Source organism: Vibrio sp. QJM3NY_26 (assembly GCF_057786005.1).
The window spans coordinates 2238232-2261954 of record NZ_CM173515.1; the positions used below are offsets into that span (position 1 = coordinate 2238232).

The following is a 23723-nucleotide window of genomic DNA, read 5'->3' on the forward strand; positions in this document are numbered from 1 at the left end:
TATCCATTTCTCATTATGGGATGAACCGAAAGTCAAAATCTCGGAATATTTGTTGTAATGATGAGTCTTGTGGAAAATCGAACTCTCTCGCTTTAACTGTAGCAGCCTGTGCTGCTGAGCAAAGCTGGCGATTTCCGCTAACTACCGAAACCCTTCTCACTACAGCTTTATTACCACCAGTTGGTGTCAACTGAATGTTAAGAACACACTCTTGACCACGGAAGGAGTCTTCCATCAAAAGGTTTCGTTGTACTGTTTGTTGATAAATTGATATATATCGAGCCTTTTCATCTTCTAAATGCTGGTTCAAAGCAGTGTTGTTATTGCTTTGTTCAGTCTCCAGTCCAGCAAAGATGTCGTTCAATGCTGCTTCTTGCTGTTTACGTTCTTTTTCAGCTCTTGCTGCAGCTTCTTTTGCTTTACGCGCTTTCTCCGCTGCGGCTGCCGCTTCTTTCTCTTTCGCTATACGTTGCTTTTCAGCACGTTCAGCGGCTTCTTTTTCTTTACGAGCTTTATCTGCAGCTTCTTTCGCGGCCTTTTCTTTTGCCACGCGTTCTTGTTCAGCTTTAGCTATCGCCACTTCTTTGGCTTTGCGCTCTTTTTCCGCTTTCACAACCGCTGCTTCTTTCAATTTACGATCAGCTTCTGCTTTAGCGGCTTTCTTTTGTTCTTGCTTTAAACGAGCCTCTTCAACTTTACGTTGTTTTTCATTTTCAACTCGACGCTTTTCCGCTTCGCGAGCGGCTTTCGCTTCTTTAGCTTGCTTTTCTTTCAGCTTTCGAATGTTCTCTTCTTCAGCTTTACGATTTTTTTCAAGTCGTTCGCTTTCACGTCTTAGTTTGTCTAGACGCTCTTGTTCTTTCTTACTCGCTGCTTCTCTTTGTTGACGAATCTGTTGAGCTTGTTGGCGAACCAACTGAGGATCAATCACCACAGCTTGAACCATCTGCCCAGTAGGCTTTGGTTCCGACATCGTGAAATCCGCCCCCCAAATAAGCGCAACGAATAAGATGACGTGCAGCCCAAGAGAGATAAGAAGCGGTGATCTAAAATTATTGGATTTCTTATTATTCGCTTTCATGAATGCTACGGAGCTATTCCCTTATATCCGTTAATAGGCCAACCTTTGGCACACCTGCACGGCTTAATTCATCAAGTAATAAAACCACTTCAGCGTAAGGCGTTGCGGCATCACCACCAACCGCCACTGGAGAGTTTGGCTTAAGAGACAGCTCGGCTTTCACTCGGACGATAATGTCTTCCATTGATAAGCCACGCTGTACTTCTTCGTTATTCACACTCAAACCAAGCTCACCGTCTTTGTTCACTTCAACGATAATAAAGCTCGCATTGTCGTCACCCAATAGATCTTGTGCAGACTGAGCCGTTGAAGCCTTAGGCAATTCAACGTCTACGCCTTGAGTAACGAATGGCGAAGTCACCATAAAAATAATCAGCAAAACAAGCATAACGTCGATGTAAGGTACAACGTTAATCTCTGCTGTCATTTTGCGTTTTTTAGGTTGGTATCCGGCCATCTATTATTCCCTGCCAGCCATCGCTTGACGGTGAAGAATACTGTGGAACTCTTCAGAGAAAGTCGCATAGTTGTGCTCTAGCTTACCGACTCGACTGCTAAAGCGGTTGTAAGCCATAACAGCAGGAATTGCTGCAAATAGGCCCATTGCTGTCGCGATCAGTGCTTCTGCAATGCCAGGAGCAACCATTGCTAATGTCGCTTGCTTCACTTCACCTAATGCGATGAATGAGTGCATGATGCCCCAAACCGTACCAAATAGGCCGATGTATGGACTGATAGAACCGACCGTTGCTAGGAAAGGTAAGTTGGTTTCTAGCTCGTCTACTTCACGGGCAACCGCTACGCGCATTGCACGGCCAGTACCTTCCATAATGAAGTCAGGAGATGTTGCATTCGATTTACGAAGGCGAGCAAACTCAGTAAAGCCTGCGTAGAAAATTTCTTCAGTACCAGAAAGCTCGTCTTTGCGCTTATTGCTCTCTTGGTACAGTTTTGCGAGATCAACGCCTGACCAGAACTTATCTTCAAATACGTCAGTTTGTTTAGAAGCTTGAGATAATACTTTACTTCTTTTTATGATCATTGCCCAAGAAACAACAGACATGCCCATAAGAATCAGCATGACCATCTTAACTAGTAAGCTAGCTTCTAATATTAGGCCTAAGATTGAGATTTCAGCAGTCACTATTCGTTAGCTCCGTGAGAATAAATGTTGGCATTGCTTTGGGTTTCATTTTTTGATTATCGATACATGCTACCTTAACCATTGCTTTACACAATGCCTTGCCATCAGGATTTACGATCTCTTGACAGAAGACCAAGGTAGCTCGCTTCAACTCGTAAATATTTGTAATGACTTGTAAAGAATCATCAAGTCGCGCACCTTGAATAAAATCAATGTCCATATGTCGGACTACAAAACCGATATTTTGTTCTAACAAGACTTGCTGAGAGACGCCAATTGAGCGCAACATCTCAGTTCGAGCGCGTTCGAAAAACTTAAGATAGTTTGAATGGTATACAACACCACCTGCATCGGTGTCTTCGTAATACACTGTCACTGGCCACGTAAATGGCTTAGATATTCCCTGCAATTTGATACCACAATCCAAAACGATAAAGATCTCACTATAACCTAACTCCTTATCATTAATAGTATATCGCTGTGAATTTTTTGATTTAATAGACGAAAAAAAAGGCCATCTGTATAAGATGACCTCTTTTTGGCTAAAAACCCAACAAGTATAAAGGTTCACGTCGTTATGAACCTAAATCTTCTGCCTTTTATAAAAGGCGCAACACCGTTAGGTAGAGCAAAATTGTGAGTGAAACGTATGGGCTAAACAGTAGCTGCCACATCCAAGCTCTAGGCTTAAATCCGATACCGTAAACCATGCTTGAGCACACTGCCCAAATGAACATTGGCCCGATGATCGCGTTAAAGCCACCGATGCTTGTCGCATACGCTTCAGGATCCCACATCACTAAACCAACATGCATGAAACCCAATACGAGGGATAAAGCTCTTAACAGAGTCTTATCCATTGGTTGATGCAGTTTAGCGATTTGCTCCGCGAGATTACTCACTGTCTTTATCCATCATTTCTGAATGCTCTAACCATAGAGCATTGATGATGCCGAATGCACATGCTAGAAGTACACCCAAAATCCATGCGAAATACCACATAAAATTTCTCCTAAGTTATTTAACTTCTAGCTTAGTAAGCTGAAACGTCGTTATCTTCGATGTGTTTCTTATCTAGACGACCGAACATTTTGTAGTATGTCCAAGTTGTGTAGCCAAGAATCACAGGAACCATTACCGCCGCAACTCCGGTCATAAGACCAAGCGTTAACTCACTCGCTGTTGAATCCCACATAGTCAAACTATGGCTAGGGTTCAGGCTTGATGGCATTACGAATGGGAACATTGCAAAACCAGCCGTTAAAATAACACCAGCGTTAGATAGGCTTGAGAACAAGAATGCGAAACCACCACGCTCAAAACGAGATGCAATCACAGCAAGCAGTGGCATTGCGACACCAAGGATCGGCGCAGCCCACATTGCTGGATACGTTTCGAAGTTTGTCATCCAAGCACCAACTTGAAGTGATACTTCTTTATTTAGTGGGTTTGAATCAGCAAACGTGTCCATCGTGCTTGTGATTACATAGCCTTCAATAGACTGAACCCAGAAGCCACCGATAACGAACAGAGCAATAGCAATTAGGCCAGTGATCTGAGCAACGTTACGAGCGCGGCTGTGCAGTTCTTCTGTTGTCTTCATTTGAAGCCATGTTGCACCTTGCATCACGAACAACATCAGAGCCAACACACCACAAAGCAATGCAAATGGGTTAAGCAGAGCAAAGAACGTACCATGGTACTTAGACATCATAAATTCGTTCAGATCAAATGGTACACCTTGTAGTAGGTTACCAAATGCCACACCGAAAATGATTGGTGGTACTGTGCCACTAAAGCAAAGTGCGTAGTCCCAAGTTTTACGCCATTTTGGATCTTCAATCTTAGAGCGGTAATCAAGAGCAAGTGGACGTAACCAAAGCGCTGCTAACGTCGCATACATCGCGAAGTAGAAACCAGAGAAAGACGTCGCGTAAACCAAAGGCCATGCAGCAAACAATGCACCACCCGCAGTGATAAGCCAAACTTGGTTGCCATCCCAGTGAGGGGCAATCGTGTTTAGCATAATACGACGTTCAGTGTCGCTCTTACCGATAACAGGAGAAAGGGCTGCAACACCCATATCGAAGCCATCAGTTACGGCGAAACCAACCAGTAGAACACCGATCAATACCCACCAAATAAGTCGTAAGCTTTCGTAATCAAACATAATATTCCCTCACTTATACTTCGACTGAACGGCTAACTTTGTCTTCAACAGAGTTATCGTTTTGTTCGAAGTGGTAACGGCCTGTCTTTAAGCTACTTGGACCTTTACGTGCGAATTTCAGCATTAGGTAAACTTCAGCAATCAAGAACACTGTGTACAGTGCAAGAATCGCGAATAGAGAAGTCCAAAGCTGTTCAATAGTCAGTGCTGATGCAGCCACATTAACCGGTAGGATTTCACCAACCGCCCATGGCTGACGACCAAACTCAGCAACGAACCAACCTGCTTCAATCGCAATCCAAGGTAGTGGGATTGAGAATAGCGCCGCTTTAAGTACCCATGGTTTCTGTTCGATCTTCTGACGACACGTTTGAACAAACGCCGCACCGAATACAAACAGCATGATGAAGCCACAAGCAACCATCAGACGGAATGACCAGAATAGAGGCCAAACTGTTGGGATAGAATCATCCGCAGCCATTTGGATTTGATCTTCTGTTGCATCAACAACGTCATCTGTGTAGCGCTTAAGAAGCAGACCGTAACCTAGGTCACCTTTCACTTCGTCGAACGCTGCGATGTTTTCTTCAGACTTGTCACCAGAACGTAGCTTTTCAAGCAGCTCGTATGCGTACATACCAGTGCGGATACGATCAACGTGATCATCACGTAGGTCACGTAGGCCCGTTACTTCAGTATCAAGCGAACGCGTTGCGATGATGCCCATTACGTATGGGATTTTAATTGCGTAGTCAGTATTCATTGTTTCTTGGTTTGGAATACCAAAAACAGTAAATGCGGCTGGTGCTTCTTCAGTGTGCCACTCTGCTTCTACCGCAGCGAGCTTCACTTTTTGAACTTCACCAAGCTCGTAGCCAGATTCATCACCTAGTACGATTACTGACAGGATCGCCGCCATACCGAAAGATGCTGCAATCGCAAAAGAGCGACGAGCAAAGGCAAGGTCACGACCTTTAAGAATGTAGTATGAGCTGATACCAAGGATGAACATTGCACCCGTTGTGTAACCAGACGCTACTGTGTGTACGAATTTAACCTGCGCTACTGGGTTTAGGACAACTTCAGCGAAGCTCACCATTTCCATACGCATGGTTTCAAAGTTAAATTCCGCACCCACTGGGTTTTGCATCCAGCCGTTTGCTACCAAGATCCATAGCGCTGAGAAGTTAGAGCCAAGTGCTACTAACCACGTTACCGCTAAGTGCTGACGCTTCGACAATCTGTCCCAACCGAAGAAGAAAAGACCAACAAAAGTAGACTCTAGGAAGAATGCAACAAGCGCTTCAATAGCTAGCGGAGCACCGAAGATGTCTCCAACGTAGTGAGAATAGTAAGACCAGTTTGTACCAAACTGAAACTCCATGGTTAAGCCTGTCGCTACACCAAGAGCAAAGTTAATACCAAACAATTTACCCCAGAACTTGGTCATGTCCTTGTAAATTTGTTTGCCCGTCATTACATATACTGACTCCATAATGGCAAGAAGAAATGCCATACCTAAGGTCAGTGGAACAAATAGGAAGTGATACATCGCTGTAAATGCAAACTGCAATCGCGACAGATCAACAACATCAATCATGGTAACTCCTTTGTGTCGGCTGAATGACACTTGTGTGATTATTCACCGCAAAAATCCATGTTAAAACAATTTATGTAATTGTTATTACAAATTGAAATTTGTAGCAAAAACGTACCGTTATAGTTAGATTATTGTTAAGCATGAGCTAATATAGCTAGCGCTAATATTACTGGTAAAATCAGTATGTTTCAAAAGGTTTATAGGAGAAGTCTGCGTTGATTTGTATCAATTTTATTCAAGCAAATTAGAGTTATTTTTAAACAATCATGATTAAAATCACACCAATTTTAGCCTTGTTAATAACCGCGCATGATATCTGTGACAAAAGCTCAGCACCGCCTCAACATACCAATTACAACTACCTATAAAGTATTAACAAAAGATATGACAGTTTATTTCATTTTTTGTTAGCCAAATCAAACTTGGAATCAAAGTTTCCATTTTTGAATTTCGATAATTCGCCTTTTTATCGATTTGCTCAAAGAGTTGTTATTCAATAAAAAGCAAAAAATCCCAGCGCTTATGCAACTGGGATCTTTAGAAATGAATACTTTAACGATTAGAAGGCTTATCTATTCCGAAATGTAAATACGCTCTGTCGGTCGCGATTCGACCTCTTGGTGTTCTTTGTAGATAACCTTGTTGTATCAAGTAAGGCTCTAACACATCTTCAATGGTGTCTCTCTCTTCACCAATCGCGGCAGCCATGTTGTCGATACCAACCGGACCGCCACCAAACTTCTCCATAATTGCGAGCAGAAGCTTTCTATCCATGTAGTCGAAACCTTTAGCATCGACATCCAACATGTTAAGCGCTTTATCTGCAACGTCTGGGCAAATATGTCCATCGCCTTTCACTTCCGCATAGTCACGAACACGACGTAGTAAACGGTTAGCAATACGTGGTGTACCACGCGCACGGCGAGCAATTTCTAATGCACCTTCAGACTCCAGAGATAGGCCAAGGCAATCCGCGCTGCGTTGAACGATATTTTGAAGATCTTCTACTTTGTAATACTCAAGACGCTGGGTAATGCCGAAACGGTCACGTAACGGAGACGTCAGTGAGCCAGCGCGAGTGGTTGCGCCAATCAAAGTGAACGGAGGAAGATCAATTTTGATAGAACGTGCCGCAGGGCCTTCACCAATCATGATATCCAATTGGTAGTCTTCCATCGCAGGATAAAGCACCTCTTCAACCACAGGGCTCAAACGGTGGATTTCATCAATGAACAGAACGTCATTTTCTTCAAGGTTAGTCAGTAGCGCCGCAAGATCACCGGCTTTCTCAAGAACAGGGCCTGAAGTGGTACGGATGCTCACATCCATTTCATTGGCAACAATGTTTGCCAACGTGGTTTTACCTAAACCGGGAGGGCCAAAAATCAACAGATGATCCAGAGCTTCATTTCGCATTTGAGCGGCTTGAATGAAAATCTCCATCTGGTTACGAACGTGGTCCTGACCTTGATAGTCGGCAAGTGCTTTAGGGCGTATTGCGCGATCAATGACATCTTCATCTTTAAAGACCGGATTATCCGGTGCAATCAGGCGATCGGCTTCAATCATAAATTCTGTTATTCCTAACTCTGCTCTTCCTGACTCTGCGCTTCTTGACTCTGTGTAAAGGCAAAGTGAATGAGTCTATTTTGTAGAACAAGTATATGAGGTATTAAACCATCGACTTCAGTGCTTCGCGAATCAATTGTTCACTTGTCATGCCATCTTTAGCTACTTGAGCAACAACTTTAGAGGCTTGAGTTGGTTTATAGCCCAGTGCAAGTAATGCGCTTACTGCTTCTTCTTCAGCATCGTGAACCGTTGGCATCGAGTCCATTGGCGCTGCATCCGTCGCAGGCGTAAACAGATCACCGGCTCCCCACCCTTTCAAGCGGTCTTTCATTTCAACGACAAGACGTTCTGCGGTTTTCTTACCCACACCCGGCAGTTTAACCAGCGTAGAGATGTCTTCACGTTCAACACTCTGAACAAACTGGCTAGCGGTCATGCCTGAAAGTATGCCAAGACCTAGCTTAGGACCTACACCATTTGCTTTGATGACTTCACGGAACAGAGCACGCTCTTTTACCGTATTGAAACCATAAAGTAGCTGCGCATCTTCACGTACGACAAAGTGAGTGTAGATAATTGCCTCTTCGCCAACGTTTGGTAATTCATAAAAACAGCTCATTGGCATTTGTACTTCATAACCAACACCACTGACTTCGATTAGCAACTCTGGTGGCTGTTTTTCTATTAATGTACCGCGTAGGCGTCCGATCACAATTCACTCTCTTGATGGAATATTATTTGAGGGACAGAATATAAAAGAACTGGATGCTTATCCAGTTCTTTGTGTTTATTAAGGTGATTTATTTAAGCTTGCTTAGCTTGGGAAACCACACTATTCAGGCTTTCAACCAGTTCTTTTACCGAAGCAACATGGCCTGTTAATTCAGAACCATAATTGGCCACTAAACCCGATACAGATTTAGTTTCTGCCACACTCTGCGCCACCTCTGAACTCGCGAGATCGAGTTCTTTCAGAGAGCTCATCTGCATGGCCATGATATTGGTGAGCTGATTAACATCTGTTGAGATGGTTTGCACCTCTGAGATGATGCCGTTCATCTCGCTCGCCGTGGTTTCGATGATTGCTCTGCCGTGTTCAACTTCTTCTTTGCTGCGGTCTAACAAAGTTCGAATCTCTATCGCAGAATGACTGCTTTTCCCCGATAGCTCTCTCACTTGATCGGCCACCACAGCAAAACCTCGTCCTTGTTCACCGGCTCGAGCGGCTTCTATTGCTGCGTTGAGTGCTAATAGGTTGGTTTGTTCGGCTACGGAAGTAATCAAATCGGCGACTTTCATGATTTCTTGATTACTTTGAATGATCTGACTGATCGCATCGGTTGAAGCTTCTAGTGACTCAGAGCTCTTTTGCGCTTTGGTGCCCACTGCTTCACTACGATCTTTCAGTTCACCCACAAATGAATTGGATTCTTCGATGCCTTGGGTCATTTGGTGAAGTTGTTGGCTCATCTCTTCTGCGGCACTCGCTTGAGATTCACAGTTGATGTTCAACACTTCTACTTGAGCATGTAAGTCTTGTGACTGCTGATCCAAATGAACCGAAACACCTTGTAGGCTCTCTGAATTCGAATTGGCTTGGTCGAGCACGATAGAGAGTCGACCTTCGCTTTGCGTTGCTTGGTTGGCAACGTGTTGGCTTTCTGAAATCGCCTCCTCTGCCATTTCGATTGCCACCTCTTTTTGCTTAGCGGTAAAGGCTTGCGCAATGCAGATCACCACCAGCGGCATAATCACACCGGACCAGGTTTCTACCACTACCGCATCAGGGGTTAGCTCAAGCTGGGGAAATGCAAATCCATTGAGATGTGCTGAGGTCATCACTAATGAAACACCGATAACCAGTCCACTCCACACCAAAGCCACAATTCGTGTTCCAGATAAGAAGAAAGCGACCACTAACAAAGGCACCCAATAAGCTTGAGTGGAAGCCACAACCCCACCGCTTTGGTAAATGATGTTCAACGCGTGGACAGCCATGCCGACAAAACCAAAGTTAAGTGCAAGGCTCGGCTTACTCGTCACACGAAGTAGCAGTGCAGAGATCAGTTCGAATACGATAAGAAATACAGATGTAGCGATCAGAAGTTGCTCTTCGTGCTTAGTCCACTTGATTAAGCTATAGACGCCCACGAAGAATGCGATAAAAGTGAAGAGTAATAAGATATCGGCTTGTCTGACTTCGTTGTTACTCCACCCATTGCTTTTGGGTAGAAACAGCGCGCGCCACAGCTTGATTGGGTTCATCAGTGATCATCCTTGATTAACTTGTAAGACCTCCGACCAATGTTAATAACATGTTAAATGATACGCAATGTTATTATCTGGGTTATGTTCGAAAGATCTCATTTCATCAAGGATTTAGCGGCGTATTGTGTTGATATGAGCCAAACCGGCTGTAAGGCTCATCAATAGAATAAGTTTAAAAGGCAGAATATTAGGAACTAACAATAGAATGAGATTTAACGGTAACGCCCTTTTCTTGCTCCTGTTGCTTTACCTGCGAGTGCGACCAAGGTTTTATTGGTGTTAGCGTGAGTGATCGCTACGCCTAGAGCATCGGCTGCATCGGCTTGTGGCTTAGCGGGTAGTTTGAGCATACTCATCACCATATTCTGAACCATCGACTTATCAGCGCCACCGTTACCTGTCACCGCTTGTTTGATCAAACGAGCCGCATACTCATGTACAGGCAAATCAGCATTCACTGCTGCTACAATCGCACTGCCACGAGCTTGGCCAAGTTTAAGTGCTGAATCGGCATTCTTCGCCATGAACACTTGTTCGATCGCGAATACGTCAGGCTGAAACTGAGTAATGATCTCACTAACGCCCGCATAGATTTGCTTTAAGCGACCTGGCAGTTCTTTTTCGGAAGTACGAATACAACCACTACCTAAGTAATATAGATGACGACCATTTTGACGAATCACGCCATAGCCGGTAATACGAGAACCAGGGTCAATCCCTAAGATAATAGACATAACTTCAATACTGATTATTTATACATGCTTTATGAGCTTAGTATATCGAACGCAAAAAAAAATGCCCGTCAAATTAACGGGCATTTCGTTGTTCTGCGAAAGAAAAAGTTCTATCAAAAACTAAGTTTTGTTGAAAGCTTAAGTGCTATTTAAGACTTAAGCTCCATCGAAAACTCACTGCTTGATTAGAAAGTTGAGCCTAATCGTTTGATTAGTCTTCTTTCTTCGCTAAGTTAACAGCGATTGCTAGCTCTTCCAGTGATGCTGGGTTTGCTAGGCTTGGCGCGTCTGTTAGCAGACATGCTGCAGCTGTTGTTTTCGGGAATGCGATAACGTCACGGATGTTCTCTGTACCACAAAGAAGCATTGCTAAACGGTCAAGACCGAATGCTAGACCTGCGTGTGGTGGCGTACCGTACTTAAGCGCTTCAAGTAGGAAACCGAACTTCTCTTGCTGCTCTTTAGCTTCGATACCTAAGATACCGAATACAGCCGTTTGCATTTCTGCGCTGTGAATACGTACAGAACCGCCGCCTACTTCGTAGCCGTTGATTACCATATCGTAGGCATCAGAGTTAGCTGCTGCTGGGTTCGATTTTAGCTCTTCCGCGTTCACACCAAGTGGTGATGTGAATGGGTGGTGCATAGCGTGAAGATTGCCTTCGCCATCTTCTTCGAACATTGGGAAATCAATAACCCAAAGAGGAGCCCACGCTTTCTTGTCTGTTAGCTCTAAGTCATCACCTAGCTTGATACGAAGTGCGCCCATTGCTTCAGCAACGATGTTTGCTTTATCTGCACCAAATAGAATGATATCGCCAGATTCAGCTTGAGTGCGCTCAAGAAGACCGTTGATCACGTCTTCGTTTAGGAACTTAGCAACTGGAGATTGGATACCTTCCATGCCAGCAGCACGGTCGTTAACCTTCATCCAAGCTAGACCTTTCGCGCCGTAGATACCTACGTGCTCTGCGTAACCGTCGATTTGCTTACGAGTTAACTTAGCGCCACCTGGTACACGGATGACTGCTACGCGACCTTTTTCGTCGTTCGCAGGGCCAGAGAATACTTTGAACTCAACATCTTTCAGTAAATCAGCAACGTCTACTAGTTCTAGTGGGTTACGTAGATCTGGCTTATCAGAACCGAAACGACGAATCGCTTCAGAGAATGGCATTACTGGGAATTGACCCAGTTCAACATCTAGAAGCTCTTTCCACATATCGTGAACCAGCTTTTCAGTGATGTTACGTACTTCTTGAGAAGACAGGAATGATGTTTCGATATCGATCTGAGTAAATTCAGGCTGACGGTCAGCACGTAAATCTTCATCACGGAAACATTTAACGATTTGGTAGTAACGGTCAAAACCAGACATCATCAGCAGTTGCTTGAACAGCTGAGGAGATTGAGGAAGTGCGTAGAAGCTACCTTTATGAACACGGCTTGGTACTAGGTAGTCACGAGCGCCTTCAGGTGTCGCTTTCGTTAGTACTGGTGTTTCGATGTCTAGGAATAGGTTCTCATCTAGGAAACGACGAACGAAGCTAGAAGCACGTGCACGAAGCTTAATACGATCGCTCATTTCTGGACGACGAAGATCGATGTAACGGTACTTTAGACGCTGTTCTTCAGAGTTCGTTTGGTTGAAATCTAGTGGAAGCGCTTCTGAACGGTTGATGATCTCAAGGCCAGTTGCGTAAAGCTCAACTTCACCCGTCGCCATATCTTTATTTACTTGGCTGTCAGGACGAACACGTACTTCACCAGTAAATTTGATACAGAATTCATTACGCAGTTGGTTAGCGATCGGGAAGATATCTTTCATATCTGGATCGACAACAACCTGAACGACGCCTTCACGATCTCGCATATCGATAAAGATAAGACCGCCTAAATCACGGCGACGATTTACCCAGCCGCACAATTCTACAGTTTGTCCCGCCAGGGACTTGTTCAGGTTACCACAGTAATGGGTACGCATAATGAATTTCCCAATCTCTTAATTATTTACTAGTTTCCAAGCTGTCAGTGGTCATTCCACACAACAGAGCAAAGGAACATTTATACGCGGAAACTCGTTTAAAATCGACCTTCCACATTCGAATTTATTGTGTTTTATCTGGCTTTGCTGCTTTTTAGCCCATCAAGTGCGCAAAGATTCATCAAAACCGAAAAAATTGCGCTAATTATATCTCGAAAGTACCTTAATCAGCAAAACTCTCGTACAGTAGATTTTCGTTTCAAACCAAAAACTTTTTGTAATGACTGATAGCGTGATGAATAACGGTGTAATAGATGGATGATCGTGTAATAACAACAGAAACTTTACCTCTAAGACTTGGATTGACCATGTGGTCTCATTCCGAGTGGCAAAGTCAGTTCTATGGTAAGGGAACAAAACCTGCTGAACGCTTAGAGAAGTACACACAAGTTTTTCATACGGTTGAAGGCAACACGACCTTCTACGCCACACCGAGTATGTCGACCGTTCACAACTGGAAAGCCGCCAGTCACGGTGATTTTAGGTTCACCTTCAAGCTGCCAAAGTTCATCACCCACCAGCAACAACTTAGGCACTGCCAAGCCGAGCTCAAAGAGTTTTTAATGACCATGTCGCCACTGCACGACCGTATTGGCCAATGGACGATTCAGCTACCACACAGTTTTGAACCTAGTATGCTCCCTGCCCTGCAAAAGTTTTGTACCTTGTTCCCCAAAAATATGCAGCTCGGCGTAGAGGTTCGTCACCTTGGTTTTTTTGATAAGGGCGATGCGGAAAAGCGCTTCAATCATTGGTTAATAGAAGAAGGGATCAATCGCATTATTATGGATAGCCGTCCCGTTTTCTCCGCACCACCAACCACAGAAGCGGTGATCGATGCTCATCAGAAAAAACCACGCGTTCCCGTGCATGCGATTGCGACCGCCAATAATCCTATGATTCGATTTATTGGCCACCCAGATCAAGAACCTAATATTGAATTTTTTAAGCCTTGGTTTGCCAAAATTCCAAACTGGCTTAATGAAGGCAAACAACCCTATTTAATGATCCACACCCCAGACAATAATCACGCACCTGAACTCGCTATTGCTATTTATAAGCAGCTACAAAAACAAGTGTCTGAAAATACATCACTTATATTGCCTGATCTCGCTCAATTTCCAGCACAGAAAGGCAATCATCAAATCTCGATGTTCTAGCCCATCACCTATCAGTAACTTCGAACCTTGAGCTAAATCTCAGTTTTCGTGACAGCCGCGCTTTTTTTACGTAAAATACGTCCCCTTTTATTTGGTATGAATTTTGTGCCAATTACGCTGACTGTCGAGAGAAAATGCCATGAGCAACACAGACAATATCTTTTCCGCTCCTATTGATAAAATTGGAGACTTCACCTTTGATGCAAGGGTTGCTGAAGTATTTCCGGATATGATTCAACGCTCGGTGCCTGGCTATAGCAATATCATCTCTGCAATCGGCATGTTGGCTGAGCGCTTTGTAAAGCCACATTCAAATATTTATGACCTAGGCTGCTCTCTTGGCGCGGCGACACTTTCTATGCGTCGCCATATTCAGCAAGAAGGCTGCACCATTTTCGCTGTTGATAATTCACAAGCGATGGTTGAACGCTGTAAGTTGCACGTTAATGCTTACCGCAGTGACACGCCAGTAGAAGTCATTGAAGCCGACATCCGTGAAGTAGAAATTAAAGACGCCTCTGTTGTTGTTCTTAACTTTACGCTGCAATTTCTGTCTCCCGACGACCGATACGCTCTGCTTGAGAGAATTTATGCCGGCTTGCGCCCGGGCGGGATCTTAATTCTGTCAGAAAAATACGTATTCGAAGATGAAAGTTCAAATGAACTGCTTATCGATCTGCACCATGATTTCAAACGTGCCAATGGATACAGCGAACTTGAAGTAAGCCAAAAACGCAGTGCAATCGAAAACGTGATGCGTCCAGACTCGATCCCTGTCCACAAGGAACGCTTTGATAAGATTGGCTTCTCAAGCAGCGAAGTCTGGTTCCAATGCTTCAACTTTGGTTCAATGTTCGCGATTAAATAGCGCACATACCCAGTCAGCTCGAACTAAAACGTCATCCTCAAGAGCGAGGAACGAGCGAGTTGGGGATCTCTATCAAGTACGATAAACCGAGATTCCCTACCATGTTCGTCCCTCACTGTAGGGAATGACAAATTTAATTTTTATTTTAGGGTTTATTGACCCTATTAACTCAGTGAAAAACTATGTTTAATTTTGCCAATTTTTATCAACTCATTGCCCAAGACACTCGCCTACAGCCGTGGCTCAATGTTCTTCCTCAACAGCTGACGGATTGGCAAAATGCAGAGCACGGTGACTTCGACCGTTGGTTACGTGCACTGAATAAAATCCCTCAAGGAGTGCCTGACCAAGTTGAACTGAAAAACTCAGTAACCATTGGTAGCTCGACACCATTTCACACAGGTGAACTTAAGAAGTTAGAAAGCTTACTAAAGACCTTCCACCCGTGGAGGAAGGGTCCTTACACCGTTCACGATATCCATATCGATACGGAGTGGCGCAGTGACTGGAAATGGGACCGTGTCCTTCCTCATATTTCTCCATTGAAAAACCGCTCTGTGCTTGATGTAGGTTGTGGCAATGGTTACCACATGTGGCGCATGCTAGGTGAAGGCGCACGCCTAACAGTGGGTATCGACCCTTCTCACCTATTCTTGGTTCAGTTTGAAGCTATTCGTAAGTTAATGGGCGATGACCAACGTGCTCACCTATTACCTTTAGGTATTGAGCAACTGCCAAAACTAGAAGCCTACGACACTGTATTTAGCATGGGTGTGTTGTATCACCGTCGTTCACCACTGGATCACTTGATTCAGCTGAAAGACCAATTGGCATCTGGCGGTGAGCTGGTTCTTGAAACCTTGGTGATTGAAGGTGACGAGAATGCGGTATTGGTCCCTGTTGACCGTTACGCGCAAATGAGAAATGTGTACTTCTTCCCTTCTGCTCGCGCGCTGAAACGCTGGCTTGAACAGGTTGGCTTTGAAGACGTACGTATCGTTGACGAAAATATCACGACGATTGGCGAACAACGCACAACAGAATGGATGACACACAACTCTCTTCCAGATTACCTCGATCCGAACGATCCAACTAAAACAGTTGAAGGTCACCCGGCACCAAGACGTGCCGTTCTTGTTGCGACGAAACCGTAATTTCGATAAGACCAAAGCCATGAACTCTGTGGTCACTAAGTCTTAGTTATTTATATGTGTAAGTTTTGATTAGCAAGAGCATGAATTGTATAAAATCCGTGCTCATGCTTAACAAATGAACGAACTAAGATCACAATAATTTTCGTAGCGCTCACATAGCGATTCAATATGACCAGACTCTTACAATAGGATGCTTCACGCGTCCTTTTTTGTGGGATAAACTACTAAATAGTCTGAACTATTCTCTAATTCTCAAAGGTTTTTTATATGTTTAAGCGATTATCGCCTATCGTGGCGGTTGGTTTGCTCTCTGGTTGTACCCTCACGAACGGTGCTACCTACCACCAAGAAACTCTCGACGCTATTGCCCGCTCAGAGACAAACATCGCAAATAAGGTTCAAAATCTTGAACTACAACTAAGTAATCAAAGTGATTATATTGAAAGCTTAGAAGACGAAATCACCACTCTTTCTGGTCAATTAGATGTTCATCTGACCAGCATGGAACATAAGGTTATTGAAGAGCTAGAGGAAGAAGAACCCGTCGTCGTAGCAGCTACTCCTATCACTACTACGTTACAACCGACCATCCTTGGCGGAATCGAGAAAGTGTCTATCGACTCGATCAAACAAAGCTTTGATGCGCGCGTTGATACTGGCGCAACCACTTCTTCTTTAAATGCTGTCGATATCAAAGAATTCGAACGTAACGGTAAAGACTGGGTGAGATTCCATTTGGCTGATAAAGCACAAGCTGTAGAAGACCAAAAATGGATTGAAGCGCCCGTTGTGCGGTATGTAAAAATCCGTCAGTCAACCAATGACCAGACAGAACGTCGAGCTGTGATCGAATTATGGGTAAAAGTTGGAAAAATCCATGAAAAAGCGCAATTTACATTGGCGGATCGCTCTCAAATGAGTCACCCTGTATTACTAGGGCGCGAATTTATCAAAGACATAGCGCTAGTAGATGTAAGTAAAAAGTACGTACAAACGGAAGTTAAATAACAATAGTAGGGTAAGCTATGACGTCAAGAATTCCATTTTATATCTCTATATTCCTGCTTATCGTGGCAGGTATAACACTGAGTATGTTCAGACATACCACCTACGGTGTACCTTGGACTCCAGGGGAAACCAGACAGGTTTGGGACGTTGAAGCTCGTATTGAGTTCAACGCAGTAGGCAAAGAAGCAAAAGTTTCATTAGCAGCTCCTCACACTCAGTCTAATTACACACTTATTGGTGAGTCAGCTTCGTCACCAGGTTACGGCATCTCTTACTTGAACACCGAGTCAGGTCGTCGTGCTGAATGGTCTATTCGCCACGCTGATGGCCCGCAAACTATCTACTACAAAACTCAATTCCTTGTCGATAACCAAGCGAAAGTTGATGCTATCCCACCAGAAGGTGAAATCACGCAACCAAGCTTTGATGGCCCAGAAGAAGCGGCAGCGTTGGCACTGATTGACCGAGCCACTAAGCGCTCAGCAGACAACATCACCTTCACTCGTGAACTTATCAAAACACTTAATGATCCAGACAGCCAAAACTCTGCGCTGATTCTGAATAACATGAGCAAAGTTGAAGCAACACACAAGCTACTTTCAGCAGCAAATATCCACAATAAAGTGGTTGGCGTTATCGAGCTAGAAGATGGCCGTCGTCGTCAATCTATCCAGCAAATGAACCAGATCTGGGATAACGACCAATGGGTTTTATTCTCTCCTGAATCAAGCGAACAGCAAGTTCAGCCAAACCTGCTAATTTGGGATGAATCAAATGTATCTCTATTAGACGTGGTTGGCGGTCAGAACAGTAAAGTTCACTTCTCAATGATTGCTCAGGAGGTGACTCCCACTGAAGCAACCAACAGTAAAGTCTCTGCGGATCAACTGTTAAACCTTTCCATTCATAGTCTGCCGCTAGAAGAGCAAGCGATGTTTAAAACCATCATGCTGATTCCTATCGGTGCTCTGATTGTTGTGTTCCTACGTGTCATCATCGGTCTGAAAACGTCTGGTACGTTCATGCCTGTACTGATTGCGGTAGCCTTTGTACAAACACAATTGGTAACGGGTATTGTCGGCTTCCTACTTATCGTAGGTACAGGTCTTATTATTCGAAGTTACTTATCCAAGCTCAACTTGCTACTGGTCGCCAGGATATCCGCCGTAATCATTACGGTAATCATGATTATCTCTGTGTTTACTGTAGTGGCGTTTAAAGTCGGTCTGACTGAAGGTCTATCGATTACGTTCTTCCCAATGATTATCCTATCTTGGACTATCGAACGTATGTCTATCCTTTGGGAAGAAGAAGGGGCGAAAGAGGTAGTGCTACAAGGTGGTGGTTCTCTATTTACCGCTGTTCTTGTTTATTTAGGCATGACTAACCCGTTCATCCAGCATTTAACGTTTAACTTTATTGGTTTACAGCTTGTTATTCTAGCGACCATCTTGCTACTAGGTAACTACACAGGCTACCGTCTAACCGAGCTTCGTCGCTTTAAACCGCTAGCGGAGGACTAAGTTATGTTTGATCAATTTACTTCACCGTTTAAGTTGAAAGACAAAGGCATAATGGGAATGAACAAGCGTAACCATAGCTATATTGGTCGCTACAATGATCGTTCCAAGTATCCACTCGTTGATGACAAGCTTAAGACTAAGATTATTGCTGAACAAGCTGGTGCAACCGTACCAACACTGATTGGCGTTATTGGTCACCAAGCTGAAGTAAAAACAATCCACAAGATGGTTAAAGAGTGGCCGGGGTTTGTAATCAAGCCCGCTCAAGGTAGTGGTGGTAAAGGTATCCTTGTTGTTATTTCTCACAAGGATGGTGTTTATACCAAGCCATCAGGTTCGACTATCAATGAAGAAGACGTAGAGCGTCACATCAGTAACGCTCTAGCGGGTCTTTTCTCACTAGGTGGTAAGAACGACGTAGCCGTGGTTGAAAACCTCATCAAGTTTGACGAGTGTTTTGATGGCTTCAGTTATGAAGGTGTGCCCGATGTACGAATTATCGTATTCAAAGGCTACCCTGTGATGGCGATGATGCGTCTTTCTACTTCAGCTTCTGACGGCAAGGCAAACTTGCACCAAGGCGCTGTGGGTGTGGGCATCTGTATCGCTACGGGTAAAGCCGTTCGTGCGGTTCAATTTGACCACCCTGTGACTCACCACCCGGACACGGACAAAGAGTTGGCACAACTTCAAGTACCGCATTGGGAAAAACTGCTTACGCTAGCATCAAGCGCGTGGGAAATGACAGGCCTTGGTTACATGGGCACTGACATGGTTTTAGACCAAGAAGAAGGCCCAATGGTACTAGAGCTAAACGCTCGTCCAGGATTAGCGATACAGATTGCAAACGGCGCGGGTTTATTGCCTCGCTTGCATCATATTGAAAACCTAGGCACGCCAGCTGAATATCCAAAACCTGCCGAGCGCGTTGCATACGCCGCAAAGCAATTTGGTGTTCACGGTAACGAACTCGCTTCAAACTAAGTGATTAACTCGGTCATTTGACACCGAGTCTAGCTCAATAAATTAAGCCGCATAACTCTGAGAGTTACGCGGCTTTTTAATGCCTATCGTTAATTAGCTTAACGCTCGGAACTAAACTTCTGTCGTTTCTGCTTCAGACTCACGAATTGGGTCAATGCGGACTGCCGCCACCTTAAACTCTGGGATCTTAGCGTGCGGATCGGTTGCAGTCGTAGTTAAGCGGTTAACTGGAGATTCGACAAAATGGAAGGGAATAAATACCACACCCTTTTGCATTCGCTTAGTCACAAATGCCGCGATTTCAATTTCTCCACGACGGGTTGATACTTTGAGCATCTGGCCATTCGAGATCCCTAACGCTTCGGCATCATGAACACTCACCATCGCACGTGGTCCTGCCAAGTTATCAAGCCCTTTGGTTTTACGTGTCATGGTTCCTGTGTGGAACTGTTCTAGGATGCGACCTGTCGTTAATACTAGCGGGTATTCCGCATCAGGAAGTTCTGCGGCGTATCTAAACGGAATCGCTTCCATTTGACCACGCCCGCGAGTGAATTGAGTCTGGTGCATGATGCGTGTACCGTCAGGGTTATTCTTATTACTTGGCCATTGGACGCCGTTCACCGTAATATTCTCCCAACGTAAACCACCATACTGCGGCGTTACACGTGCTATCTCATTGGTGATATCAGCAACGGTTTTATAATCCCAACCGCCGTCCATTGCATTGGCTAGCATTTGAATAATCACCCAATCTTCTTTCGCGTCACCGGGCGGATTAACAGCAGGATTAATACGTTGGACTCGGCGCTCTGTATTAGTGAAGTGGCCAGACTTTTCAGCAAACGAACAAGACGGCAGAACCACATCGGCATACTGAGCGGTTTCGGTTAAGAAAATATCTTGAACCACTAGGAAATCTAACGCTTCAAGGCCTTCAATCACATGCGCTTGATTTGGGTCACTCAACACTGGGTTCTCACCCATGACATACAGACCGCGAACATCTCGATGGCACGCTCCATCAATAATTTCGGTGAGCGTTAACCCCGCTTCCGCTGGTAAGTCAGAAACTCCCCATTCCATCGCGAATTTTTGACGAACTATCGGGTTATACACTTTCTGATAACCTGGAAGGTTGTTCGGCAATGCCCCCATATCACACGCGCCCTGAACATTGGATTGACCACGTAATGGGTTTATACCACCGCCTTCGATACCAATGTTGCCACACAAGAGTTGTAGATTAGCGATTGAACGTACGTTGTCGTGACCAGTAGTGTGTTGCGTAATACCCATCGAATAATACACTGCGGTGCGTTCTGCAGTACCAATCAAGCGAGCCATCGCGAAGATATCTTCCGCTTTCACGCCAGTCACTAATTCAACTTTATCAAGTGAATAGCTTGGTGACATGACTTCCTGCAATAAGGTATCAAAGCCGTCAACACGATCATCAATATAATCTTGATCGTACCAACCGTGTTTGATGATCTGCTGCATCACACCATTAATCAGCATCACATCAGTGCCCGGTCGGTGCGCTAAGTAAAGCTCAGCATGGTCAGCAATATCGATTCGTTTTGGATCAGCAACGATCAATCGTGCGCCACCATGCCTCACCGCTTGCTTGATGTGCGAGCCAATAATTGGGTGTGCTGAAGTAGTATCTGAACCGATAATAAAGATCACATCTGAATGCTTGATACTTGGAATATCATTGGTCATCGCCCCGCTACCCAGCGAAGCCTCTAAACCGGTAACAGTAGAAGCATGACAAAGACGTGCACAGTGATCGACGTTATTAGTGCCTAATTCACGGCGTATGAATTTTTGGAAGGCATAGTTGTCTTCATTGGTGGTTTTCGCCGATGAGAAGCCCGCCAAAGCATTGCTACCAAAGCCCTGTTTAATCGCGGTAAATTTATCAGCAATGAGCTTAATCGCTTCTTCCCAACTTGCAGGTTGCAACCAGCCATCTTTACGAATTAATGGTGTGGTTAAACGCGCATCACTGCCCACAAAATCGAAGCCGAATCGCCCCTTAACACACAACATGCCTTCATTAACCGGAGAGTCACCGCCTTCGATATAACGGATTTTGTTTGTCTGCTCATCGATATGCATGGTTAGCTTACAGCCCACACCACAATAGGTGCAGATGGTATCGACTTTCTTGAGTAGGTCTGTGTCTCCCTGCTTTCTATCACGAGCATCCACCATTGCACCGGTTGGACACGCCTGAATACACGATCCACATTGAACGCAGTTTGAGTCGCCCATTAAGGTCTTGTCTGCCCCAAAATTAGGACGACATTCAGGTCTTGATGCAGGCTTGCCATCAGATTGATTCATGAAGCTTAAAACGCCATGAACATTCTGTTCGCGACACGCTTGGATACACTGGCCGCAACTGATACAGCGGTTGGCATCAAAGATAATAAATTCTGAACTGTCATCAACTGCAAATTTTTGTCTTGTTAAACCGACCTTCGCTTCTTCTGCGCGTATCGCCTGCCAGTTCTCATTCGAAGCCACATCGATTTTGTACTCTGGATATGTTTGCGTTGCCTTGTATTCGGTCGAGTAGTCTCGTAGGTCGCAATCGGTATTGGCTTGGCAGCCACATTCTAGGCATCTAGCTGCTTCCGCAATTGCATCGGCATTATCAAATCCTGTTTCTACTTCGTCGAAGCTTTGTTCACGCTGCTCGGGTGTTAGCTCTGGCATGATCTTACGCGCCATACGCTGTATGGATTTGTATTGCTCAGGATCCACCGCTTTGAGCTGCTTGTGCTTTCTTGAATTAAACGGTTTGGCCGGAATGTTATCCATGTCGCCATGAAAGAACCGATCAATCGCCTGTGCAGCAATGCGCCCATCCCCTACCGCTTCCACTGCGGTTGCAGGGCCGCGTCGGAAATCACCGATACTAAAGATATTGCCGGTACCTGTATGCATGGTTTGCGGATCGGCATCAGCGGTATTCCAACGAGTAAGAGGAATATCAATCGCTTCATTGTCCATAAAGCTCAGATCCGGCTTTTGCGACACGGCAGCGATGACCGTATCAAACGCTTCAACAAAGAACTCGCCAGTTGGTTTAGGGCTACGACGACCAGAGGCATCTGCTGGTCCCAAAGCCATACGCTCTAATCGTATTTCTGATACATGACCATTTTCATCGGCTATGTTTTCTGCCGGGTTGGTTAAGAAGTGGAATTTCACGCCTTCATGCTCAGCTTCTTCGATTTCGTAATCTTCTGCAGGCATCTCATCTCGAGTACGACGGTAGATCAGCGTGGTATCAGCGCCATCACGAACAGCAGTTCGAGCACAGTCAATCGCGGTATTACCACCACCGATCACTGCAACCTTTTTACCAGTGACATACTGCTGATCGGTCACGTAATCTTTCAGGTAATCGACGCCTAGGTAACAACCGCCAAGCTCGCTGCCAGGATAATTCATTTCAACCGCTTTCGACGCGCCAACGGCTAAACAAACCGCATCAAAATCGTTACTCAAATCAGACAATGTAAAATCAACACCGAGATTTTTATCACACTCTACCGACATCCCGTTACGACACATCAGTTCGATTTCTTTGTCTAGAATCGACTTAGGTAAACGATATTCAGGGATACCATAACGTAGCCAGCCACCAGCTTTGGGCATCGACTCATAAACACTGACATCATATCCTTCGTTAGATAGATAATAACCCGCCGTAAGCCCACCGGGGCCACTACCAACAATCGCAACACTCTTGCCTTTAATTGGTTTCTTAGTTGGCATGTAGCTCTCTTGAGCGGCTAAATCTGCGTCGGCAGCGTGTCGTTTGAGTTGGCGAATCGCGATGGATTCATCGACCAAGTTGCGACGACATTCCGTTTCACAGAAAGCAGGGCATACTCGACCAATTGAAAGTGGCATTGGTAGTGTCTTTTTGATCACCTCAATCGCTTTAATGTGATCATTTTGAGCAATATGATGGAGGTAAGACTGGATATCAACGCCAGCAGGACAAGCCGTTTGGCATGGCGCCTCACAGTCAGCGTAGTGATCTGTCATGATACGATTTAGTGCTTCTTGTCGATGATCGGTCAGTTGCTTTGACTGAGTCGTAATCTCCAATCCATTAGACACTTCTAGTTCACAAGAACGTGTCATACCAACACCATCTACCTCAACAACACACAAATCACACGGTACTTTATCCGCTGTTTTGTTCAAACCACATAAAGATGGGATCTCTAAACCACATGTTTTTGCCGCTTCAAGAACGGTTTGTCCTTGCTCGACGATTCGATATTTCCCATCAATAACGATTTGAATCATACCTAAGTCCTACCTTTACCTTTCGCACACGCGAGTTATCAATAATTAAAATTCAAGTAATACAATATTATT

At 44.7% G+C, this 23723-nt stretch carries 20 protein-coding genes; 6 read left to right on the forward strand and 14 right to left on the reverse strand.

Going from position 1 to position 23723, the window contains the following annotated elements; genetic code table 11:
• Positions 1-13 precede the first annotated feature (13 nt).
• From tolA to aspS, 13 genes are all read right to left on the reverse strand, one after another.
• Positions 14-1081: a cell envelope integrity protein TolA gene (tolA, locus tag AC3CH4_RS09835; RefSeq protein WP_017085870.1), complete on the reverse strand. Its 1068-nt coding sequence runs from the start codon at positions 1079-1081 to the stop codon at positions 14-16.
• Positions 1082-1094: 13 nt separating this feature from the next.
• Positions 1095-1538: a protein TolR gene (gene tolR, locus AC3CH4_RS09840; protein WP_004736481.1), complete on the reverse strand. Its 444-nt coding sequence runs from the start codon at positions 1536-1538 to the stop codon at positions 1095-1097.
• Between the two features lie 3 nt (positions 1539-1541).
• Entirely contained in the window at positions 1542-2225 is a 684-nt protein-coding gene (gene tolQ / locus AC3CH4_RS09845; protein WP_004736480.1) for a protein TolQ, read from the reverse strand.
• On the reverse strand, positions 2215-2652 hold the full coding sequence (ybgC, locus tag AC3CH4_RS09850) for a tol-pal system-associated acyl-CoA thioesterase (RefSeq protein WP_017078182.1): 438 nt from the start codon (positions 2650-2652) through the stop codon (positions 2215-2217). Before ybgC ends, tolQ begins: the two co-directional genes overlap by 11 nt.
• Before the next feature lie 172 nt (positions 2653-2824).
• Positions 2825-3127, reverse strand: coding sequence for a cyd operon protein YbgE (gene ybgE / locus AC3CH4_RS09855; protein ID WP_017055065.1), 303 nt, complete (start codon positions 3125-3127; stop codon positions 2825-2827).
• Positions 3120-3227: a cytochrome bd-I oxidase subunit CydX gene (gene cydX / locus AC3CH4_RS09860; protein ID WP_000270284.1), complete on the reverse strand. Its 108-nt coding sequence runs from the start codon at positions 3225-3227 to the stop codon at positions 3120-3122. Before cydX ends, ybgE begins: the two co-directional genes overlap by 8 nt.
• A gap of 31 nt (positions 3228-3258) precedes the next feature.
• Entirely contained in the window at positions 3259-4395 is a 1137-nt protein-coding gene (gene cydB, locus AC3CH4_RS09865; protein ID WP_054547301.1) for a cytochrome d ubiquinol oxidase subunit II, read from the reverse strand.
• Between the two features lie 13 nt (positions 4396-4408).
• Positions 4409-5995, reverse strand: coding sequence for a cytochrome ubiquinol oxidase subunit I (gene cydA / locus AC3CH4_RS09870; protein ID WP_004736475.1), 1587 nt, complete (start codon positions 5993-5995; stop codon positions 4409-4411).
• A 552-nt stretch (positions 5996-6547) separates the two neighbouring features.
• Entirely contained in the window at positions 6548-7564 is a 1017-nt protein-coding gene (ruvB, locus tag AC3CH4_RS09875; RefSeq protein WP_017083931.1) for a Holliday junction branch migration DNA helicase RuvB, read from the reverse strand.
• A 103-nt stretch (positions 7565-7667) separates the two neighbouring features.
• Positions 7668-8279 carry a Holliday junction branch migration protein RuvA gene (ruvA, locus tag AC3CH4_RS09880; RefSeq protein WP_017076435.1) on the reverse strand — a complete coding sequence of 204 codons (612 nt, stop codon included), beginning with the start codon at positions 8277-8279 and terminating at the stop codon, positions 7668-7670.
• Between the two features lie 92 nt (positions 8280-8371).
• The gene (locus tag AC3CH4_RS09885) at positions 8372-9832 is read right to left on the reverse strand and encodes a methyl-accepting chemotaxis protein (RefSeq protein WP_488542904.1); all 1461 of its coding nucleotides are present in this window, start codon (positions 9830-9832) and stop codon (positions 8372-8374) included.
• Between the two features lie 215 nt (positions 9833-10047).
• Complete coding sequence (ruvC, locus tag AC3CH4_RS09890) at positions 10048-10569, reverse strand: crossover junction endodeoxyribonuclease RuvC (protein WP_004736470.1); 522 nt, start codon at positions 10567-10569, stop codon at positions 10048-10050.
• Positions 10570-10780: 211 nt separating this feature from the next.
• The gene (gene aspS / locus AC3CH4_RS09895; RefSeq protein ID WP_171309080.1) at positions 10781-12553 is read right to left on the reverse strand and encodes an aspartate--tRNA ligase; all 1773 of its coding nucleotides are present in this window, start codon (positions 12551-12553) and stop codon (positions 10781-10783) included.
• Positions 12554-12867: 314 nt separating this feature from the next.
• On the opposite strand from aspS, the gene AC3CH4_RS09900 reads away from it, so the two are divergent.
• The 6 genes from AC3CH4_RS09900 (at position 12868) to AC3CH4_RS09925 (ending at position 19310) form a co-directional block, all read left to right on the forward strand.
• Positions 12868-13773 carry a DUF72 domain-containing protein gene (locus AC3CH4_RS09900; protein ID WP_488542905.1) on the forward strand — a complete coding sequence of 302 codons (906 nt, stop codon included), beginning with the start codon at positions 12868-12870 and terminating at the stop codon, positions 13771-13773.
• Positions 13774-13912: 139 nt separating this feature from the next.
• Positions 13913-14641, forward strand: coding sequence for a carboxy-S-adenosyl-L-methionine synthase CmoA (cmoA, locus tag AC3CH4_RS09905; RefSeq protein ID WP_017078176.1), 729 nt, complete (start codon positions 13913-13915; stop codon positions 14639-14641).
• 182 nt (positions 14642-14823) lie between these two features.
• Positions 14824-15795, forward strand: a complete 972-nt coding sequence (cmoB, locus tag AC3CH4_RS09910; RefSeq protein WP_488542906.1) for a tRNA 5-methoxyuridine(34)/uridine 5-oxyacetic acid(34) synthase CmoB — start codon at positions 14824-14826, stop codon at positions 15793-15795.
• 267 nt (positions 15796-16062) lie between these two features.
• Positions 16063-16803: an ATP-dependent zinc protease family protein gene (locus AC3CH4_RS09915; protein WP_488542907.1), complete on the forward strand. Its 741-nt coding sequence runs from the start codon at positions 16063-16065 to the stop codon at positions 16801-16803.
• 17 nt (positions 16804-16820) lie between these two features.
• Positions 16821-18326 carry an inactive transglutaminase family protein gene (locus AC3CH4_RS09920; RefSeq protein WP_054547295.1) on the forward strand — a complete coding sequence of 502 codons (1506 nt, stop codon included), beginning with the start codon at positions 16821-16823 and terminating at the stop codon, positions 18324-18326.
• Between the two features lie 3 nt (positions 18327-18329).
• Entirely contained in the window at positions 18330-19310 is a 981-nt protein-coding gene (locus tag AC3CH4_RS09925; protein WP_004736463.1) for an alpha-L-glutamate ligase-like protein, read from the forward strand.
• A 111-nt stretch (positions 19311-19421) separates the two neighbouring features.
• On the opposite strand, the gene fdhF is transcribed toward AC3CH4_RS09925, so the two are convergent.
• Complete coding sequence (gene fdhF, locus AC3CH4_RS09930) at positions 19422-23651, reverse strand: formate dehydrogenase subunit alpha (RefSeq protein WP_488542908.1); 4230 nt, start codon at positions 23649-23651, stop codon at positions 19422-19424.
• Positions 23652-23723 lie beyond the last annotated feature (72 nt).

Bases quoted from the DNA above. Each gene is read 5' to 3' on its own strand.
- cydX (WP_000270284.1), bottom strand. From the start codon at position 3,227: ATGTGGTATTTCGCATGGATTTTGGGTGTACTTCTAGCATGTGCATTC.
- AC3CH4_RS09915 (WP_488542907.1), top strand. From the start codon at position 16,063: ATGTTTAAGCGATTATCGCCTATCGTGGCGGTTGGTTTGCTCTCTGGT.
- AC3CH4_RS09885 (WP_488542904.1), bottom strand. From the start codon at position 9,832: ATGAACCCAATCAAGCTGTGGCGCGCGCTGTTTCTACCCAAAAGCAAT.
- tolA (WP_017085870.1), bottom strand. From the start codon at position 1,081: ATGAAAGCGAATAATAAGAAATCCAATAATTTTAGATCACCGCTTCTT.
- AC3CH4_RS09920 (WP_054547295.1), top strand. From the start codon at position 16,821: ATGACGTCAAGAATTCCATTTTATATCTCTATATTCCTGCTTATCGTG.
- ruvB (WP_017083931.1), bottom strand. From the start codon at position 7,564: ATGATTGAAGCCGATCGCCTGATTGCACCGGATAATCCGGTCTTTAAA.
- ruvC (WP_004736470.1), bottom strand. From the start codon at position 10,569: ATGTCTATTATCTTAGGGATTGACCCTGGTTCTCGTATTACCGGCTAT.
- cydA (WP_004736475.1), bottom strand. From the start codon at position 5,995: ATGATTGATGTTGTTGATCTGTCGCGATTGCAGTTTGCATTTACAGCG.
- fdhF (WP_488542908.1), bottom strand. From the start codon at position 23,651: ATGATTCAAATCGTTATTGATGGGAAATATCGAATCGTCGAGCAAGGA.
- cmoA (WP_017078176.1), top strand. From the start codon at position 13,913: ATGAGCAACACAGACAATATCTTTTCCGCTCCTATTGATAAAATTGGA.
- tolR (WP_004736481.1), bottom strand. From the start codon at position 1,538: ATGGCCGGATACCAACCTAAAAAACGCAAAATGACAGCAGAGATTAAC.
- cmoB (WP_488542906.1), top strand. From the start codon at position 14,824: ATGTTTAATTTTGCCAATTTTTATCAACTCATTGCCCAAGACACTCGC.
- cydB (WP_054547301.1), bottom strand. From the start codon at position 4,395: ATGTTTGATTACGAAAGCTTACGACTTATTTGGTGGGTATTGATCGGT.
- aspS (WP_171309080.1), bottom strand. From the start codon at position 12,553: ATGCGTACCCATTACTGTGGTAACCTGAACAAGTCCCTGGCGGGACAA.
- AC3CH4_RS09900 (WP_488542905.1), top strand. From the start codon at position 12,868: ATGGATGATCGTGTAATAACAACAGAAACTTTACCTCTAAGACTTGGA.
- AC3CH4_RS09925 (WP_004736463.1), top strand. From the start codon at position 18,330: ATGTTTGATCAATTTACTTCACCGTTTAAGTTGAAAGACAAAGGCATA.